Annotated in this window: 14 protein-coding genes and 2 tRNA genes; 4 read left to right on the top strand and 12 right to left on the bottom strand. The window is 35.7% G+C overall.

Features of this window, described 5'->3' with window-relative positions:
- Positions 1-29: 29 nt before the first annotated feature.
- Both PVV63_RS07920 and PVV63_RS07915 read left to right on the top strand, forming a co-directional pair.
- The gene (locus PVV63_RS07920) at positions 30-260 is read left to right on the top strand and encodes a hypothetical protein (RefSeq protein WP_273791403.1); all 231 of its coding nucleotides are present in this window, start codon (positions 30-32) and stop codon (positions 258-260) included.
- Between the two features lie 149 nt (positions 261-409).
- Complete coding sequence (locus PVV63_RS07915; protein ID WP_273791400.1) at positions 410-784, top strand: helix-turn-helix transcriptional regulator; 375 nt, start codon at positions 410-412, stop codon at positions 782-784.
- A gap of 89 nt (positions 785-873) precedes the next feature.
- Here the strand turns inward: PVV63_RS07915 and PVV63_RS07910 are convergent.
- The 3 genes from PVV63_RS07910 to PVV63_RS07900 all read right to left on the bottom strand — a co-directional run bounded on the left by PVV63_RS07910 (position 874) and on the right by PVV63_RS07900 (position 3,168).
- Positions 874-948: transfer RNA gene (locus PVV63_RS07910), tRNA-Val, on the bottom strand.
- Between the two features lie 96 nt (positions 949-1,044).
- Positions 1,045-1,407 carry a cell cycle two-component system response regulator CpdR gene (gene cpdR, locus PVV63_RS07905; RefSeq protein WP_005773448.1) on the bottom strand — a complete coding sequence of 121 codons (363 nt, stop codon included), beginning with the start codon at positions 1,405-1,407 and terminating at the stop codon, positions 1,045-1,047.
- Between the two features lie 843 nt (positions 1,408-2,250).
- On the bottom strand, positions 2,251-3,168 hold the full coding sequence (locus PVV63_RS07900) for an alpha/beta hydrolase (RefSeq protein ID WP_273791399.1): 918 nt from the start codon (positions 3,166-3,168) through the stop codon (positions 2,251-2,253).
- 258 nt (positions 3,169-3,426) lie between these two features.
- On the opposite strand from PVV63_RS07900, the gene PVV63_RS07895 reads away from it, so the two are divergent.
- Positions 3,427-3,894 (top strand): Hsp20 family protein, encoded by a 468-nt coding sequence (locus PVV63_RS07895; protein WP_273791398.1) that lies wholly within the window; start codon positions 3,427-3,429, stop codon positions 3,892-3,894.
- A 252-nt stretch (positions 3,895-4,146) separates the two neighbouring features.
- On the opposite strand, the gene PVV63_RS07890 is transcribed toward PVV63_RS07895, so the two are convergent.
- Positions 4,147-4,223 (bottom strand) — tRNA-Pro (locus tag PVV63_RS07890).
- A 604-nt stretch (positions 4,224-4,827) separates the two neighbouring features.
- On the opposite strand from PVV63_RS07890, the gene PVV63_RS07885 reads away from it, so the two are divergent.
- Positions 4,828-5,193 (top strand): iron-sulfur cluster assembly accessory protein, encoded by a 366-nt coding sequence (locus tag PVV63_RS07885; protein WP_273791397.1) that lies wholly within the window; start codon positions 4,828-4,830, stop codon positions 5,191-5,193.
- A 70-nt stretch (positions 5,194-5,263) separates the two neighbouring features.
- On the opposite strand, the gene mazG is transcribed toward PVV63_RS07885, so the two are convergent.
- The 8 genes from mazG to PVV63_RS07845 form a co-directional block, all read right to left on the bottom strand.
- Complete coding sequence (gene mazG / locus PVV63_RS07880; RefSeq protein ID WP_273791396.1) at positions 5,264-6,079, bottom strand: nucleoside triphosphate pyrophosphohydrolase; 816 nt, start codon at positions 6,077-6,079, stop codon at positions 5,264-5,266.
- 33 nt (positions 6,080-6,112) lie between these two features.
- On the bottom strand, positions 6,113-7,042 hold the full coding sequence (locus PVV63_RS07875; RefSeq protein ID WP_273791402.1) for a lipid A biosynthesis lauroyl acyltransferase: 930 nt from the start codon (positions 7,040-7,042) through the stop codon (positions 6,113-6,115).
- 6 nt (positions 7,043-7,048) lie between these two features.
- Positions 7,049-8,077, bottom strand: a complete 1,029-nt coding sequence (locus tag PVV63_RS07870; RefSeq protein WP_273791395.1) for a zinc-binding dehydrogenase — start codon at positions 8,075-8,077, stop codon at positions 7,049-7,051.
- A gap of 58 nt (positions 8,078-8,135) precedes the next feature.
- Positions 8,136-9,410, bottom strand: coding sequence for a beta-ketoacyl-ACP synthase (locus PVV63_RS07865; RefSeq protein ID WP_273791394.1), 1,275 nt, complete (start codon positions 9,408-9,410; stop codon positions 8,136-8,138).
- Positions 9,411-9,425: 15 nt separating this feature from the next.
- Positions 9,426-10,601 (bottom strand): beta-ketoacyl-ACP synthase, encoded by a 1,176-nt coding sequence (locus PVV63_RS07860; RefSeq protein WP_273791393.1) that lies wholly within the window; start codon positions 10,599-10,601, stop codon positions 9,426-9,428.
- Positions 10,602-10,611: 10 nt separating this feature from the next.
- Entirely contained in the window at positions 10,612-10,896 is a 285-nt protein-coding gene (locus PVV63_RS07855; protein WP_005773457.1) for an acyl carrier protein, read from the bottom strand.
- 189 nt (positions 10,897-11,085) lie between these two features.
- A complete protein-coding gene (locus PVV63_RS07850; protein WP_273791392.1) occupies positions 11,086-13,404 on the bottom strand; it encodes an NADP-dependent malic enzyme in 2,319 nt (772 codons plus the stop codon).
- Between the two features lie 1,119 nt (positions 13,405-14,523).
- Complete coding sequence (locus tag PVV63_RS07845) at positions 14,524-19,083, bottom strand: hypothetical protein (protein ID WP_273791391.1); 4,560 nt, start codon at positions 19,081-19,083, stop codon at positions 14,524-14,526.
- Positions 19,084-19,473 lie beyond the last annotated feature (390 nt).

Here is a 19,473-nt window from a genome sequence, read left to right as displayed (position 1 = left end):
GAAGCATAACAAGCAGGGAGCCCATTTATGTGGTTGGAAAGATGGTCAAGAAACGAAGCAGCAAAGATAAAGATCTTACAGAAAAAGAACAACAGCTCCTTCACGAGATGATAGAGACCTATCAAGGCTTAAAGATGATGTCACGCATCATGAAATTGATAGCCTTTATTGTCTTTATGTTTGTAATAGATTTTTCCCGTTTTGTGGACGCCGTAGAGAATAGATTCTCACACCTCAAAAAGTGGATAACAAAAAGTTAGAACATCTTAGAATTAGAGACTCTTTGGACAGCAGGTACGGCTAAAAAACCACTCCGAAAAGAACTCTTGATTTGCAACAATTGAGGAAAATCATAAAAAGATTTGTTAGAATCAGAAGAAAATATTTCTTCTCTAATAGGACTTTTTATATGGTTACATCTTTTGGTAAAATTTTACGGAAACTTCGGGTTGATCATTCAGAACGCCTTTTAGATATGGCTAAGAAATTATACATATCTGTATCATTTTTATCTTCTGTAGAAATTGGCAAAAAATCTGTTCCTGTAGGACTGGAGGAAAAGATAATAGAGCTTTATGGTTTAGATAAAGCTATGGCTTCTCTCTTAAAAAAAGAAGCCTATTCTTATCGAAAAAGCATCATAATAAAGCCTTCTACTCCGTTGCAACGTGAAATTGTTGTTGCATTTATGAGACTTTTAGATGGCTTACATCAAGAAGCGTTAGTAGACTTCAAAGAAATATTAGAAACATTGTGCGAAGCGTGCTTTATAGACAAATGTTAGAAAATCCTATTCCCTTAACTTTATTAAGGTATCCCTCATAGAAAAAAACACTTGGAAAACCAATAAGTTATTGTTGATATAAAATGCAATGGTGGGCGTGACAGGGATTGAACCTGTGACCCCTACGATGTCAACGTAGTGCTCTCCCGCTGAGCTACACGCCCATTCATTGATGTTGCATACACCATATAGAATGCCAAACGTCAATGCCTAATTTCATTTTCTCTCTCAACAGATGCAAATAACTTTAAAAATACTTTTTAAGCAGCGATAAGGATCTTTTCAACTTCATTGACGAGTTCACGTAAGTGAAATGGCTTAGAGAGAACCTTTGCATCAGGAGGGGCATCACTATTTGAATTGAGTGCTACTGCTGCAAAACCTGTAATGAACATTACTCGTAAATCAGGGTCAATCTCAGTAGCACGTCGTGCAAGTTCGATTCCGTCCATCTCTGGCATCACAATATCAGTCAGGAGAAGGGAAAATGGCTCTTCTTGTAAACGTTCATATGCGCTAATACCATTATCGAAATCGGCGACTTCGTAGCCTGCACGTTCTAAGGCCTTTACGAGAAAGCGACGCATATCGTTATCATCTTCTGCGAGCAGGATTCGTTTCATGATTATGTTCCAATGGCTCCATTTGTCAGAGTTTTGCCGCATCAATTATACAATATAGAGTATTTAGAAAAAAGATGGTAAAATGCTCATAATTGAAATGAATGGCAAAATGGTTAATTCTTACATTCTTATTCAGAATACAGCATATTCGTTGTGAGTTGGTTAAATTCGAAATATATGTGATTTTGAAAAAAGCAGGGGGGCTCTAAAACTTCTAAGATGATTCATTGCTATCTTTTCTTTTAAATTTGCTGATTATTATCAGAATTCCATTAAAAAACTTATGAAAACCATTATTGTAGGGACTTCCTATATCGAGAAATTAAAAGAATATTATGTTAATTTATTGTTTTTAAAAAGTTCTCCTAAGAAATAGAAATTTTATAGTTATTTGTTTTTATAGAGATTTGTAATAAATATTATAAATGCGCTTTATTTCCAGTTTTTTTCCTTAAATAGATGAAAAATATTATTTTTCTAGATATAATATTAAATGAGCATTTTATAACAAATCAAAAATAGTATTTTGATGCTTTATTTATAAATATGTATCATGTTATATTAAGATAGATTTATTATTTTTATTTATATAAGTAGTTTTTTATTAAGTTATTTTTTATGATATAAAATAATATTGTTTAATGTAATGATATACTTTGTATATTAGTTTTTTTATTAGAATGCGTGGTGAATATTTAGGTCATGGCTTGTCTGTAGAGGCTAGAAAACGAATCATATGAGTGGTTGGAAAGTAAAATCCATTATATTAAAAAGTGTTTGTAGATCCAATGCTCGTAGAAAATTTCTTTTTTGATAGGGCAGAGCGGAAATTAAGGTTTAGTGTTATTTTACAGATATATTATCGGGAATAAATGCATCAAATGCAGCCCAAAATTGCTTTTTATAATCTTCGTTAACCATAATTGTATCCAGTTCAGCGCCTGTAATAGTAATACTTTCTGTCAGACGTGTGTGTTGGCATAATTGCTGCACTTCAATGTTGTTTGCAATATTATTTTGATTGGCAAGAATAAAGAGTGTTGGGATTCGTAAATCTCCATGAAGTACATTTCTCTTCACAGAATCAATCGCATTAAATACTGATGCTATCCATTGGGATGTTGGGGGCTTAATGGAAGAGAGCGGCACTTTATGTATGTGTCCCAATTGTATATTTTTTTGTTTTGTTTTGTTTAATTTTTTACCATCTTTCGCTGGTATAAAGCCAAGACCTATATCAGAAAGAAATTGTGTTAATTTATGTTGAAAACCATTTGTTTTATTGCCGAATGGAGCAAAAAGGGGAGAAACACAAAGCAATCTATTAAACTGATGATTAATGAGATCTAATCCGCTAAGTGCTATCAATCCACCTATGCCGTAGGCAAGCATAGAGTAAGGTGGCGGACAATTAGGATAAACAATATTTTTAAGAAATTTATATAAGTCATTAATATCGTTATTTATATCAAAATAATGATGTCTGTTTTGTTTTCTTATCTTGAGGGATGTTTTTTCTTGATCAAACCAGTCAAATATTGCTGTATGAAAACCGCGTTTAGAAATTTCATTTATTAATAAAAAATATTTTTCTAAAGCATTTGCGTAGCTTTTGAGAATAACAATTGTTCCCTTAGATTTTTCCACCTCAGGATATGTTATAGCAAAACGAATTTCATGATCTATTGCTATTTTAAGAGTACCATGATGGACATTAAGAGGAGTGGCCCCCCAGTCTATGGGATAAAGAGGTGTTTCCAATTGAAATCCTTTACAGTGTATTTGCTGCTTAGTGCTTTGACATTTATGTAATGAAGAAAAAGGATTTAAAAAGGGGTATATTGCTTTTTAGATAGTTTTTATCAATTTAGGTCCCAAAGAGTTGAAATAAAGAAAAACGATTACTAGATAATATAGTGCGGTTGCCATGATGGGGCCGCAGGTTCACAAGTAAGTTTGCCATGTGGGAACTTTGTGAATTAGTTATAAATTATAGTCGCTCTAGAGGAGGGCAATATTATGCGTCAAGTAGATTTTTCACCATTTTATCGTTCCACAGTAGGTTTTGATCATCTTTTTAACTGGTTTGATTCTAGAACACAACCAGACGAAGTTTCTTCTTATCCCCCTTATAATATCGAGCGTTTAACTGAAGATTCTTATAGAATTTCTATGGCTGTTGCTGGTTTTTCTCAAGATGAAATTGATATTGAAACGCATTGTAACCAGCTGATCGTTAAGGGAGACAGAAAGTCTAAAAATGATGATGAAGAGCGAGAATTCCTTTATCGAGGTATTGCTTCGCGTGCTTTTGAACGGCGTTTTCATTTAGCTGATCATGTTAAGGTTATTGGGGCAGAACTTGGAGATGGACTTCTTCATATTCAGCTTAAAAGGGAAATGCCAGCTGAATTAAAACCTAAAAAGATAACCGTACAGATGTCACCATCCATTACAAAAAATGATAACAGCGACATTATCGTGTAAAGAAAATTTAGAAAATATGAGATCGAATAATTATAAATTTTTCTGAAGAATAAAAAACGCGAGACAAAAGGTCTCGCGTTTCGTATGTGTTTTCCTAAGAACGAAGCGCATTTAAATAAAACAGCTTATCTCGAATTTATGATAAAATATCATTGCACATTATTCTATGTTGAAGAAAAATTTCATGTGTGTGCAATTGAAATGCATAATAATTCACTTTTTAAGTAAGCTTATTTTATAGCATTTTAAAAATGGTCGGAGCGGCGGGATTTGAACCCACGACCCCTTGACCCCCAGTCAAGTGCGCTACCAAGCTGCGCTACGCTCCGAGTTTGTGTAAAACGATTAAATGACTGTTTCTTTAAAGGCAAGAGAAAAAATAAACAGAATAATCTAAAATGCTCTTGCACTTAGAGCTTTTGAAAGTAAAAATTTTGGACATCAATATTTTGTTGTTAATTCAAGATAAATAACGAATTTGTAAAATTCTTTGTGATCATTAAATTTTTAGCACTATAGTTAATAGATGTATGCATTTAATTACTTTTGAGATTGTGAGGGGGTAAGATTGGTGACTTTAGGGGTATGAATTGGAGCAAATGAGTGCGGAAGGTATATTTTTTTTCTTACCTAATCGTTACTTTTCTAAAAAGATAAAGATTTTCAAAAGAAGAGGAGTGAATGTATGGTTTTGAAAAGTTTTCGTTTTTTTAGAGTTTTTATAGATGAGGTATTTTGCATTTTATGTGGACAAAAAATTGTAAGTTCTGGATTATATAATCACAAATCTCATTTTACGGGTATGTATTTTTATCCAAATAAACAAGGTCAGAATGCTTTAATTTATGTTTTGTTTTTTTTCTGAAATATCAGATAAAATATTATAGAGGAAAAACTTTCAAAGTGTCTATTGAACTAAGAAAAGAGTAAACTATGAGCCGTTTTTCGGTAATAAATTTGACGCAAGCAGCAGTGGATCGTGTTAAAGCGATTATGGATGCAAAAGATGCACAGGGTATTCTTGTTGGTATCAAAAAAGGTGGTTGTGCAGGGATGGAGTATACAATTACTCTTGTCAAAGAAAAGGGGATAGATGCGGATGTTGTTGAAGTGAATGGTGCCCGTGTTTTTGTAGCACATGATGCGGTATTATTTTTATTAGGGACGCAGATGGATTATGAAGTGACAACGCTGCGGTCTGGTTTTATCTTTAAAAATCCTAATCAAGTTTCAGCATGCGGGTGTGGAGAATCGGTGGAACTTCGTCCTGCTACGCAGGATCAATATAAAACAAATTGAGCTGAGCTAAATTATAATTTAGTAATTTTAGAGGGGCTTGTTCTTTTAGGTAGAAGAAATCTACTATTTTTTATTGTTCATTTTTAGCTTGCTTCCAAAGTGCTTCCATTTCATTCAAGGATGCGTCAGTGAGTGTTTTAGATTGAGTGGATAGCTTTTCTTCAATATAGGCGAAACGATTTCGAAATTTTATATTCGTTTTTTTTAATGCTTTTTGTGAATCAATCGCTAAGTGGCGCGCGAGGTTAAGGAGTATAAAGTAGAGATCTCCAAACTCTGCTTCTATCTCTGAGTTTTGTTTATTTTTGATGGCTTCTTTGAGCTCTTCGAGTTCTTCTTCTATTTTTTCAAAAACTTTATCACTTTTTTGCCAATCAAAACCTACTTTAGCTGCTGCTTCTTGTAAAGCAAGTGCCTCTTGGTTTGCTGGCTGGATTTGTTTTACTTTTGCGAGTATGCTTGTGGAGGAATTGTTGTTTTTTTCTTCGCACATTCTTTTTTGTTCAACCTGTTCTCTTTTTTTTATATATTCCCACTCCTCTTTTATAAATCCTCGTTTTTTTTGCTCGGCATTTCCAAAAACATGAGGATGGCGTCGAATCATTTTTTCCGTGATTGCATAAACAACATCTTCAAAAGTAAAGCTGCCTTCTTCTTGTGCTATGGTAGCATGATAGACAACTTGTAAAAGAAGATCCCCAAGTTCTTCACAGAGATCCTTTCGATTCTTTCGTTCAATGGCATCGATGACTTCGTAAACTTCTTCGAGCATATAGGATATGAGGGATTCAAAAGTTTGTTTTTTATGCCAGATACAACCATTATCAGAGTTTCGTAATGCAGTGATAATTGCTGTGAGATCTTTGATATCTTTTGAGGCTAACATTTTGCACTTCCTTTGTAAGCAATAGAGCTTATGTTAGATGTCCCAACGCCTATGTAACCACATCCATTGTCCAGGATATTCACGGACCCAAGATTCAACAATATCATTTAATTTTTGCGTAGAAGCAGCTATATCGATATCATTTTTTTCATCACGTGGAAGTTCTACATGTTCATATAACTCTAAACGATGACGTCCACTAGGCAAACGAATACAACGTGCTGGATAAATATCACAGTCATATTGTCGAGCAAGTTTTATAATTAAGGGGTTTGTTTTAAGAGGTCTGTTAAAAAATGTTCCCATGATACCGCGGCGAAATTTTTGATCAACGAGCATACCAACATTTTCACCTTCTTCTAATTTGGCTGCTAATGCCCATGCTGCTCCGGCCTTGGAGGGAACAAGGTGTCCCATAGAAGTTTGTCGTGCTTTAAGGATTCGTTTGGCAACATAGGGATTATTGGGTGGTCTAAATAATACCGTAACATTAAGATCAAAACTTTGTGCACAAATAGGCAGAAGTTCAAAATTTCCAGTATGTGCGGTGAAAAAAATATGTGGTTTTTTTTCATTTTTTAATCGCTCAAATATTTCAATACCTTTAACCTCAATGAAACCTGGCTCGTCTGCATGAGGATCAAAATCAAAAATTTTATCAAGAAAAATATATTCGGCTAGGAAACGTCCTATATTTTCCCACATTTCTATTGCAATCGCACGGAGTTCTTGCTCTGTTTTTTCTGGATATGCACTCCTAAGGTTTGCAAGTGTGATTTGATGACGATGTACAAGGGGACCAATTTTTTTTGCTAACCAAGCAAAAAAAGAAATTCCCATTTTGGCTGGAAAACATTTTAGAATAAATAAAGAACCAAAGAGCAGATATGCCCATAACAAGTAGGATATTTTTTTAGCTATAATTTTAATACGATATATGAGATTTTTAAGAGAAAGCTTCATCATGATTTAATCGATTTTAAGGATAATTTTACCAAAAACATCACGGCTCTCCATTCGTTTTAAAGCTGTATCAATTTCATCCAGCCCAACAATTGTATCAATGACAGGGTGTACGGCTTTTTGTGCCATTTTTTGCATGGCATTTTTCATATTTTCCATACGGCAGCCAAATGAACCAAATATCTTAAGCTGTTGCTGGAATAATTGCATGAGATTTATTGGTGCTGAAACACCAGAGGTAGAACCGCAAGTCACTAAACGTGCTCCTTTTTTCATACATAACAGAGAACCGTTCCATGTATCTACACCAACATGCTCAAAAACAACGTCAACACCTTTTTTTTGGGTTAATTTACGCACTACACCTTCAAAACGATCTTTACGATAATTAATCACATGATCTGCCCCAAGAGAGTGTGCTTTTGCAATTTTTTCATCTGAACCTACAGTTGTGATAACTGTACAGCCCATGTGTTTTGCAAGTTGAATGGCTGCAGAACCAATACCTGAGCCACCAGCCTGTATCAGGATTGTTTCTCCTGCTTGTAGTTTTGCGTTATCGAAAAGCATATGTTCTACGGTACCAAAAGTAATTGGAGCAACTGCTGCTTGCAATTCATCACATTGGAGAGGGGCTGGAACTAATAAACGTGCTGGCAAATTGACAAGCTCACACGCAAATCCATCAAGGTGAAAACCGTAGACTCCCTTTACCTGACTGCAAAGATTATCCCGTCCTTCATGACAAGCTTGGCATACTCCGCAGGTTTGTGCACCATAAATTGAGACAATCTGTCCAAGTTGGAGATGTTCAACGCCATCTCCTATTTGTATAACCTCACCAGAGGCTTCTGCACCAATGATGAGTGGCATTTTTCTTTTCGCAAAAGCCATGCCACGCCATCCCCATACATCAATATGATTAAGAGCAACGGCTTTTATCCGCACAGTTACTTCACCTATACTAGGTAAAGATGGCGGGGAAATATTGGTGATTTCAAGCCGACGATCATCGAAGAGTTGCAGTGCACGCATTATCATCCCCCTTAAATATATTATTAGGTTAGCGTTATAAAATTTTATTATTAAAGGATTATCCTTTATATGCAGTGATAACAAGACTCATATTTTGACCACCAAATCCAAATGAGTTTGACAAAACCGCATTGACACAGGCCTTACGGCTATGATGAGGAACAACATCTAAAGGGATCGCAGGGTCAGGATTATCATAATTTATTGTCGGTGGAAGTATCCCCGATTGAATGGTTAAAAGCGAAAAAACCGCTTCTATTGCACCAGCAGCAGTTAATGTATGCCCAATCATTGATTTATTAGAAGAGACTGGAATATGCTTTAAAAGATCACCGAATACTGTTGATAATGCAAGATATTCCATTTTCTCATTTTCAGGTGTTGAAGTTCCGTGGGCATTAATATAGTCAATTTCATTGATGGTTATTTTTGCATCGTCTAAAGCTTTGCGAACGGATTCAATTGCTGGTGATGCATCGGGTTTTGAACGTGTACGGTGAAAGTCATCGGCGGTTTCTCCACAGCCAGCTAAAATTCCTAAAACTGTAGCATTACGGTTTAATGCGCTTTGAAGAGATTCAAGAACAAGAGCGCCTGAGCCTTCTGCCATAACAAAACCATCTCGATCACGGCTAAAGGGTTTTGCTGCTTTTTCTGGAGGCTCATTCTGAGTTGAAAGAGCAGATAGTAACGAAAAACGGATGAGAGATTCTGCTGAAACTGATCCATCTGTCGCAATTATAAGAGCTCGATTTGTTTCTCCCCGTCTAATAGACTCAACACCTAATTGAATTGCTGTTGCACCAGATGCACAGGCAGTGGAAAGTGTAACAGGAAGTCCTTTTGTGCCAAATGTTTTTTGAAGTTTTTCTGCAATTGCACCAAATTGTGTGGCTTCAAAAAGCGTCTCATGGAGTTTATCCTTACAGACTTTAAGAAGATGTGCATAAGAAGGCTCATTATTGAATTCTTCCTCTTGATCAAGACTAAAACGTGCTTTCCATTCAAGTTCAACAGGAGGAGCAGCTAGAAAGAGTGGTCCATTAAAATTTTTTTTATCAATAGCAGCTTCTTCTAAAGCTTCTTCAGCAGAAAGATGTGCAAGCTTCTCAGAGAGAGCTGAAGCACCAAGTGTACTTTCTTTAAGAAAATCAATTGTTCCAGCAATATATGTATTTAATCCCTCAACGGGAAAACGTGTTATTTTGTGGATACCACTTACACCACTTGTTAATTTTTGCCAATTTTCATGTTTCCCTTGTCCCAGTGATGTGACAATGCCTGCACCAGTTATTGCTACAAGTGGACGCCCAAAATGATCATGATATTTCACTATAGAAATTCCCCTTCAAACAGCTGTAAGACGCACAATACCTTCAGCTCTTTTTATACCAATAGTTGTAACAAATATTTCACGTACTTCTTTAGAAAAAGGTTTTTCATGAGGACTTAACGCTGGAAAACAATGTTTTTTTTCAATTGAAAGTGCTGCAAGAGCTAGAGCTAGAGGAAATTGTGCTTCCCTCATATAACCAAATAATGTTGTAATGCCACGATAAGATAGATCAGCATTATCAAGAGCATTTTGTTCTGCTTTTGTTGCTTCGTGAGCTCCTGAGGCTGCTGAAATGGCTAAGGCAGATTTAGCGCCAGCAGTTTTCAACATTGTTGCAATTGACTCTCTAAGTGGAATTTTGGTTCTATCTGTTTGGTCTGTAATAATTTGGTTAATTTCAGCATAAGCACGTGCATTGCGTTTTTTGGCATGTTCTCCACTTTCAATAACTAGGAAGATACCACCAGAACCGGCTATGATACCGCCGCCGGGGTGGATTTCACGATCCCACACTGGGCTCCATCCATTATGGGTTAAAAGACCACCAAGCTCATGCGCCAACAACATATCATAACTTTGTGCATTATAGGAACTTCCTACAAGAGCATGGGTGCTTTGACCTGATTTAATACGAGCTACAGCAATTTGAAGTGCAGAAAGACCACTGCCTTCTTCTCCCATAAATGTACGAGATGATCCAGTGACTTTATGAACAATTGAAATGTTTCCTGCCAAAAGGTTTGAAAGTTGTGCCAAAAATAATGTTGGGCGAAGTTCAGTTGAAAGAGCAACATTTAACATAGAGGTATGATCGGCAACTGTGCGCGCTTTAGAAAGAATTTGTGTATCAACAGTAATATCACGTTCTCCCCCACTTGCAGCTACGATCATATCCATTGTTGAAGTGAGTTGTTCATTATTTTTCATGCCGGCATCATCAAGAGCAAGACCAGCCGCATAGGTACCAAGACGCTGCCATGTTCCCATTTGTCGTTGATCACTTTTTTTAGGAATTTGTAAACTCCAATCAATTTCGGGCAATTTATGAACCGTGTAGGGTGGAAAAGTTGTATAATCTAGGTTTGGTGTACGGATTGGATCATTTAAGAGATTCCAATGTTGATCAGTTCCTTCACCCAGAGAGCTTATGAGACCTATACCAGTGATGAATACAGATTGATCATGCATGGCGAAAAAACTACTCCGCCTGTTTTAAGGCAACGAGATCATCAATTTTTGCACAAAGGTTTTTAAGAACAAAGTATTCTTCTGTTGCAACGGTACCTTCGTTGACTTCTTGTGTCCATTGTTCTAGAGGGACTTTTATTCCGAAAGCTTTATCAATAGCGAAAACAATATCAAGAAAATCAAGACTGTCGATTCCTAGATCGTCAATTGTATGACTTTCAGGTGTAATTGTATTGCGATCAATTTCACTGATTTCTGCAATGATATCAGCAACTTTATCAAACGTGGAAGGCAATGTACGGATTCCTTATTATAGAGTTAGTAAATTCAAAATACATTTAATATTGTTCTTCTAGCCTTTTTTCTCTTTTAAAAAAAGACTTAATCCAAAATATAGCTGTCTTTATCTATAGAGAAAAGAGGTTTACAGTACATGAAATACTATATCTCAATATTTAAAAAACTTTGAAATTTTATTACGCATTTATTTTACGAGACTATTTTTTCTATTGGCAGCAAGGACAGCAAGGGCTGTTATATTAACAACTCCCCGGGAAGTTACTGAAGGTGTTAAGATATGGGCGGGACGTGCTGCCCCGATTAGAATAGGACCAACATGGAGTGCATTTGTGAGGCTTTTAACAGTGTTGAGCGTGATATTGGCTGAATCAAGTGTTGGAAAGACAAGCAAATTAGCTTCACTTTTAAGACGAGAATTAGGAAAAACACGATCACGAAAAACTTTGGAAAGGGCAGCATCAGCATGCATTTCACCATCTGCTTCTAAATCAGGGTGTAATTTGGCAAGAATTTCTGTTGCACGTCGCATTTTACGCGCACTTTCTGTGTTTTTAGAACCAAAGTTTGAGTGTGATAATAAGGCTGCTTTTGGTGTTATTCCAAATGCTTCAACTTCTTGAGCTGCCAACACAGTCATTTCAGCGATTTCTTCTGCAGAAGGATTTTCATTGACGTAAGTATCTGTAAGGAAAAGAGTACGTTGTTGAGAGATAAGCAAACTCATAGCAGAAAAACGGTGAACATTAGGATCAAGACCGATAATTTGTTCAATCAATTCAAGTTGGCGTTCAAAGCGTCCTTCTAAGCCGCAAATCATTGCATCTGCTTCTTCACGCATAACGGCAAGGGCAGCAATAGCCGTTGTTGATGTTCTTACTACTGTTTTTGCCATTTCAGGCGTAACACCACGCCTTCCTGTATAATGAAAAAATAAATTAACATAATCACGAAAACGTGGATCATCTTCAGGGTTTGTTAATTCAAAATCTATACCGGGACGAATTCTTAAACCAAAGCGTTTTAATCTTGCTTCTACGACATGTGGACGGCCGATAAGGAGGGGCGTTGCTGTTTGTTCTTCAATGACAACTTGTGCTGCACGAAGGACGCGTTCATCTTCACCATTGGCATAGATGACGCGTTTACGTTTTGCTGTTTTTGCTGCAGCAAAAACAGGTTTCATTGTTAAACCAGAAAGAAAGACAAATCGATTGAGGATATCATAGTAGGCCTCCATATCTTCAATGGGACGAATGGCGACACCAGTTGTCATTGCTGCTTTAGCAACAGCGGGGGCAATACGCAGTATTAAACGCGGATCAAAAGGAGAGGGGATCAGATAGTCTGGTCCAAAATTGGGTGGTTCTTTTGAGTATGCACGTGCTACAACATCTGAAGTTTCTTCACGTGCAAGGGCAGCAATCGCATGAACAGCGGCCATTTTCATTTCTTCATTAATTGCACTAGCACCTACGTCTAATGCACCACGGAAGATATAGGGAAAACAAAGGACATTATTAACTTGATTGGGATAATCAGAGCGTCCTGTGCAGATCATTGCATCTGGTCGTATAGAGCGTGCTTCTTCAGGCATAATTTCTGGTACTGGATTAGCTAGCGCTAAAATGAGTGGATTTTGAGCCATTCTTTTAAGATATTCAGGCTTTAAAACACCACCCGCAGATAGGCCTAGAAAAATATCCGCATCATCAATAATATCAGATAAAGTTCGTGCGTCCGTTTTTTGTGCGTAATTGATTTTCCAACGATCCATAAGGGTCTTGCGACCTTCATAAACAACTCCCTCTAAGTCACTAAGCCAAATATTTTCAACTTTTGCCCCAAGACGAACCAAAAGATTAAGGCAAGCGAGGGCAGCAGCACCTGCACCTGAGGTAACTATTTTTGCATTTTCAATTTTTTTTCCTGAAAGATTTAAGGCATTTAATACAGCAGCAGAAACAATAATGGCAGTTCCATGTTGGTCATCATGAAAAACTGGAATTTTCATTTTAGCACGAAGCTTTTCTTCGATTTCAAAACATTCAGGAGCCTTAATGTCTTCAAGATTAATACCACCAAATGTAGGTTCTAAGGTCGATATTGTTTGTACCATTTGTTCTATATCGGATGCATCAATTTCAATATCAAAAACATCAATATTCGCAAATTTTTTAAATAAAACGGCCTTGCCTTCCATAACTGGCTTGGAAGCGAGTGGACCAATGTTTCCTAAACCAAGAACAGCAGTTCCATTGGATATAACAGCGACTAAATTAGCACGGGAGGTATATTGAGCAGCAAGATTGGGATCTTCATGAATCGCAAGACATGGTGCTGCAACGCCTGGAGAATAAGCAAGAGCTAAATCACGTTGATTATCAAGAGGTTTTGTTGCTTGTATTTCCAATTTTCCAGGTTTTGGGTGTTGGTGATAAAAAAGTGCGGCACTGTCAAGTTCAGCTTTTGGTGAACTGAAATCACTATTTCGTTCTCTAGACATTTTTATGATATCCAAGTTAGCGTATGTGTATATGAGATGTTCCATCTACGATAAGGTTTTGTCCACTAATAGATCCTCATTTCTCTGAATATCAAAATGCATGAGTATGAGAAAACTCTTCTGGATCGTAAAACCAGTTTGATGATTCTTTTTGTTTGTGCACAATGAATAATTTCATTGATAGCAGCACGATTAGCTTTTTCTTTCCTTAATAAAACGCGTAAAAATTGATTAGTCTACAAACAAATAAAATATTACTAATGATTACATTACCAAGCCATTATTTTTTTTGCAATGCTTACAAATTAAGGAAAAAAAAGAAGAGTGTTTTCTATTAACGTCATCTTCTTTATTTAAATTTCTATAGGGAGATAGAAGAAATTTTAAATAACAATTTGCAATTTATAAATTGTTTTTGCAGCTATTTAAAAGGAAACTGGAACTTTAAAAATGGAAGTCATTTTGTTTATTATTCAATTGAACTCTTAATAATGCGAGCTGTATATTTTTAATATACTTACAAATCTGTGTTTTAATAAACGAAAAGTATATCCGAAACAGCTGTAATTGCATGTTTTATACCTAAAGTTCATATATTCCGTATAATGCGTTACTTTATAATTTATAATGAATCATCTCGTATATTGAATAGAAAATTTGAATACAATAAGCTTCTTTTATTTCAAATTCACCTAATATAATAAAAAAACATTTACTTACATAATTCAAACGAGAGTAATATGTGGATAAAAACATTAAAAAAATAAATAGAAGTGTTTCTATAAGCTATTTTAATACAAAAGCATGAATTTTTTTCACAATTAATAAAAATAATTATTACCGATTTTGTACCTTTATGAAACTATGAAAAATAAAGAAGTTAAGAAAAAGATAAGGAAATAGAAAACATGCTTTATCATTCTTAGAATGATATGTTGTTTGATAAGCCATTACGCTTCTTTAGGGTTATTGCTTAGGATATCAAAGAAAACTCGCATGCCAATTATCCCAACCTTTGAAGTACAAAGCTACAGTTGAAAGAAAAGTACTCTATGATAAGCCATTAAAACAACTGGAGAGAGAAAGTGGAAAAAATATTTTTTCCACTTTTCTTATTTGTTATTGGATTCGACCACTTGCATGAGCAAGCATAGTGTAAACTTTTCCGGTATCTGATATCAAGTACTTGCGAACTGAGTTGGAAGAGCCAGAACTGCGCGATATATCACGTAAGAGCTTTTCGAAATCTGTAACATATTGATTCACTGAACGTTTAAACCCAAAATCGCTCATATATTTTTTCTTAATCATTTCAAATATTTTTTGTCCATTTAAGGTGTAAAGGCGTTCTGTTACGATGTTTTTTTGTCCACGTTGATAATGATCCCATAGCTCAACAATGGCATTGTGATTAATAGCTTGCACTATACCAGAAGCTAATGAATTAAGAGAGCAGTTTGCAGGAGATGGTTTTGTTTGCACTGATGTTAAAACATCATCACTAGGGGGAGCATCATAAAATGTTTCTTCACGTGAAGCTCTTTCTAAGAGATTTGATACCCATTTATTTGGTCTTTTTTTGCTTTGATCTTGTTGCAAGATAGGCTTAGGTGGCACAATCTTTTTAACAGACTCAGTGGAACTGTCACTTTTTTGATTAAATATTGATGATGTAGGAAATGCTGATATTAGCTGTTTTTGTACGCTCTTTTGATCATTTTGTATAACACTGACTAAATCTTGTAACGCTGTAATCTGTTCATTCAAAGCTGTGCGAATTGTTTGCGTTGTTTCTTTTGTTTTTTCTGGAAGTTTTTTTACATTTTCATTGATATCATTATTAATCTTTGAAAGCTCTAAACGAACTTCATCAGCGGAGCGACGTATATCTTCTGCTGCTTCTGAAAAACGCGTTGATGCTTCACTAACAAGCTTATTAAGTGATTGTTGGAATGAATTTGTGGAGTTACGCGCATTCTTATCAGAGCGTTCAAGTGCTAAGTTGAAGATTTTTTCATAATGCCCAATCATTTGATTAATTTCATGAGACTTTGAAACAAGAGCATCGCTTAATACAGAAAGCGTATTATGTTTTTCTTCAAGTGTTGCACTAAGTGAATTTTCAGACTGTTCAAGAACATGAATAGTTTGGGAAAGTGTCTTTGCATGTTCACCAAAACTGCTCGTTATATGATTAATTTGTTCAAAGGTACTCTTTGAAAGTCCTTGCAGAATTTCAACATTAGTATTGAGCGCTTGATTTGAGGCTGACAAACGCTCTGCTACTTGGTCCGTGTTGCGGAAAAAATTATTCGTACTCTCATTAAACTGCCCATCAATATTTTGAACAGCCGATAATAAAACATTACTATTTTCGTGAAAATTGTGAATTGATTGATTCAACTGTGTTAAGATGGATGAGACATTATTAACAAGTTCTTCCTTCATAATCGTTATTGTTTGAAGTGTTTCAGAGTTGGCTTTGGTTAAGCTATTCACTAAAGATTCATTATGTGCATAAATTCTTTGTTCAGCATCTTGTGTGGAAAGAGAGAGTTGTTCACCGATATGCTGTGTTAAAGAATCAATTGATTCTGTCGTATTTTGCGCTGCTTGATTTAAGTGATTTGTAAGCTCTGTTATTTTTCCAACATGTTGTGAAATTTGTGTTGTTGTTTGATTTCCAGCATCTTCCAGACGGCTCGTGACATCAGAGAGCTGATATCCTAAATTATTTTTAAGATTTTGCATAGAGTGATGAAGAACATCACAGCGTTCATTAAGGACTTGCTCTATTGCTGTTGTTGATGTGTGAATAGTTTCATTCAATAATGCTTGTGCATTATGACTGGCTGTTGCGAAAGCTTCAACAGTATGCGCTGTTTGTTCAGACAGAACGGACAGAACTTTTTCACTGGTATCATAAACAGTTTTTTTGACATTTGATACAATGCGATTGCCTGATTCTGAGAGAATATTTTCTGCTTGTGCAGTAACATTTGTAACAGATGAAAGAATTTGTTCACTCGTAGAAGAAAGAATATCAGAAGCTTTTATAATCTTATTATGCAGGTTATCTGTAACTGTATTAACAGAGTCTTCTAAGGTTACACGCATATTGTCAACACTGCTTTCCAGCGCTTGTTGAATTATCTGACTTTGCTCATTATTAAGAATGAGAGACGTTTTTAACGTGTCAGAACGTTCCTCAATAACAGATGTTTGCATATCAATGGCTTCACAGATTTGGCTGAATTTTTCAGATAATGTTTCCTCTAGCGTTGTTGTTCTTTCAAAAATTTTGTGTGCACGATCTTCTAGATCTGTATCAAATGATTCCATACGTGTTTCAAGGGTTTCAAAGAAAACACCACTCGATTGAGAAAGAGTATTCTTTAAAATTTCGGCATGGTTTTCAAGGTTTCTGATATGATCTTGAACCGTTTCAGTAATGTTTTTATTATTGGCGACAATTGCACTCTCAACTAAATCTATTTGTTGTTTCAATGCAACATCGACACGTATATCACTTTTTGCAATGAGGTTATGGATTGTTTCCATGCGTTGCTCAAGTGTGCGTGCTTGATCGGCAAGAACTTCATTGAGAGAAAAACTATTAATTGCTAAAGAGTCGCGCAGAGCATCGGCACGGATATCAATATTTCTCGCCTGTGCTTCTAAAGCATCTTGGGTTGTATTGCAGCTTTGTACAATGACATCTTGTAGCTTTTCAGTGCATTGAATGATGTTTGTAATATGATTTTCAGCTTGTTTATCAACGACTTGAACATTATCAGCCAAAACTTTTTCAATATGAGAAGTATTTTGGGACAAAACATCAATTTGATTTCTTAAAGTATCCGCAATTTTATTTTTCTCGTTATCGAGCATGTCTGCCATAAGAGCTCGTTGATCAGAAAGTTGTACTTTAAAATCTTGTGAACGTTCTTGTATGATATCAACAATGGCATTGTCGACATATTGAATTTCTTCTCTCAGACTTTCTTTACTTTTATCAATTGCAGAAAGAATGGCTTCACGTCCATTTGTAAATGCATGGGTAATGTCTGCTGTTTTTTCTTGGAGGTTCTCATTTATTTTCAAGACATGAGCTTCCAAGAAGTTACCAAGCTTTTCAGCATTATCCTCTAAAGCCTGACTGCGTTCTATAAAGGAATCAATGATGGAATCACTATGTTCTTTAAGAGAAAGATCAACAGTTGCTAAACGTTGTTCAAAGGCTCCAATTGCTTGCGAGGTTACGTTATCAAATTTAGAAGAGAGTTTATGTGCTTGGTCGTCGAGCTTTAAGATCTTCTCATCAAAATTCTGTAGAGATTGATTATTACGATCAATAAGAGCTTTATCCAAGGCTTTAAACTTTTCATCGACAGCGTGCAAAGTTTGATCTGTTACTGCTTGTATATGTGTTGCAATTTTAGCAACATGTACTTCCGCTTTTTCAGCTGTTTCATTAAAGGTTTTTTCTATTTGTTTTTCATTATGATCAAATCGTTTTGCAAAACCATCAAAGTTTTTTCCTAATTCATGAAAAAATTCCGTGTTTTTCTGCTGAATTTGTGTTGTTGTTTTGTTAAATTTTTCAACAAGTTGATTTGTTACGCCATCACCGGCATAGGAAAGTTTTTCAACAAGGTCTTCACCTTGTTTTTGTAAAGTTTGAGAAAGGGTTTGTGCAAGCTTTTCAACATTGGTTACAATGTTAGAGGTAACCAAACCAAATTCATCACTCAGTTGTTCTTGGGTTCCTTTAATTGTTGATTGTACGCGATCTGCGTGATTCAAAATGGCTATGCGTTCATTACTCAATTCTTTGATTAATGTGTGAATGCGTGATTCATTCTCAGCATAGGCTTGTTCTAGATTGTGAACTTCACCTTGTATGATTGCTTCAAGTTCAACAGCACGTCCGAGGGTACGTTCAATACCTTCGTTCATTGCCGCTACTTCTTCACGAATGGTTTGCCCTATAGCAATAGCTTGTTTTTCAGATAGATGTTGTGGTTCACTAAGGCGCTGTGCAGCATTGGTCATAAGAAGCGCAATATTATGCAAGTCGTTTGAACGTTTTGTTAATTGAGCAACGCCCCAAGATATAAGGATAGGAATTGCTGTTCCGGCTGCTACAGCAAGTCCTGTTGGGGATGTAACAAAAGTGCTGATATTGGATAAGGAGCTGAGTCCGGTAGGTGCGAGCTTATGCGCAATAAAAGCTCCTCCCGTTGCCCATAAAGCACTAAGCGCTGTTGTATACCAGTAGACTCGAGAGGAAGAACGCTGCTTGAATGGTCCAAAATTTACAGGGGTTGTTATATCATCATTTGCAGGAAGAAGTTTTGTAGGCAATAATGTATTATGAACAGTTCCACCTGAAATATCAGGTGAAGGTTTTGGAGCAAAAAGCTGTTCAACAACGGATTTATCAATAACAGCTTCATCATGAATATTAGAAACAAAAGTTGACGTACCGTTTTCAGCAAAAAATTCTTCTTCTGCCATTGCAATTTTTTGAATCAGATCATCGACATTAACAACATTTTCAGAATTATTGGATGATATCGTTTCAAATCCTGTGTCATCGAAATCAAAGTTCATAGCTTTTGTGAGGGCTTCTTCAACTTCAACTTCAAATGTTTGCAATTTGGTTCTGCGTGCCATACTCGCCTCGTACTCTTACAGTCGGAAAAGGGATACGTCCTCTTCCACATAATTTCTATATACTAGCTGTTAATTATTTAGAAAGGAATATGCTTAGGGAAAAATTTTAAAAACTTATCAAGATAAAGTTAACGCAGTTTCTTATACCCTGTTTAAAAATGTTATAAAATATAGTAAAAACAATTTATTATTTAAATCTAACAAAAACAAAAACACTGTTTACAACTTGTGTTTATAAAAAGCTTTATAAGCCGGCAGTCTTTGAAATAAGGACAATTTAATAGCAGTTATATATACAGTAAGGTGCGAACGCCTCTCTTTAATACCGATAATCGTTAATAAATGTTGTTGTCCGCTTACTTTTATTGATTCTAAACGAAGCAGTTTCAT

It is taken from the genome of Bartonella sp. CM31XJBT (assembly GCF_028618555.1).
In the GTDB taxonomy this organism is placed as follows: Bacteria; Pseudomonadota; Alphaproteobacteria; order Rhizobiales; family Rhizobiaceae; genus Bartonella.
This window is presented reverse-complemented; position numbering and strand designations above follow the sequence as displayed.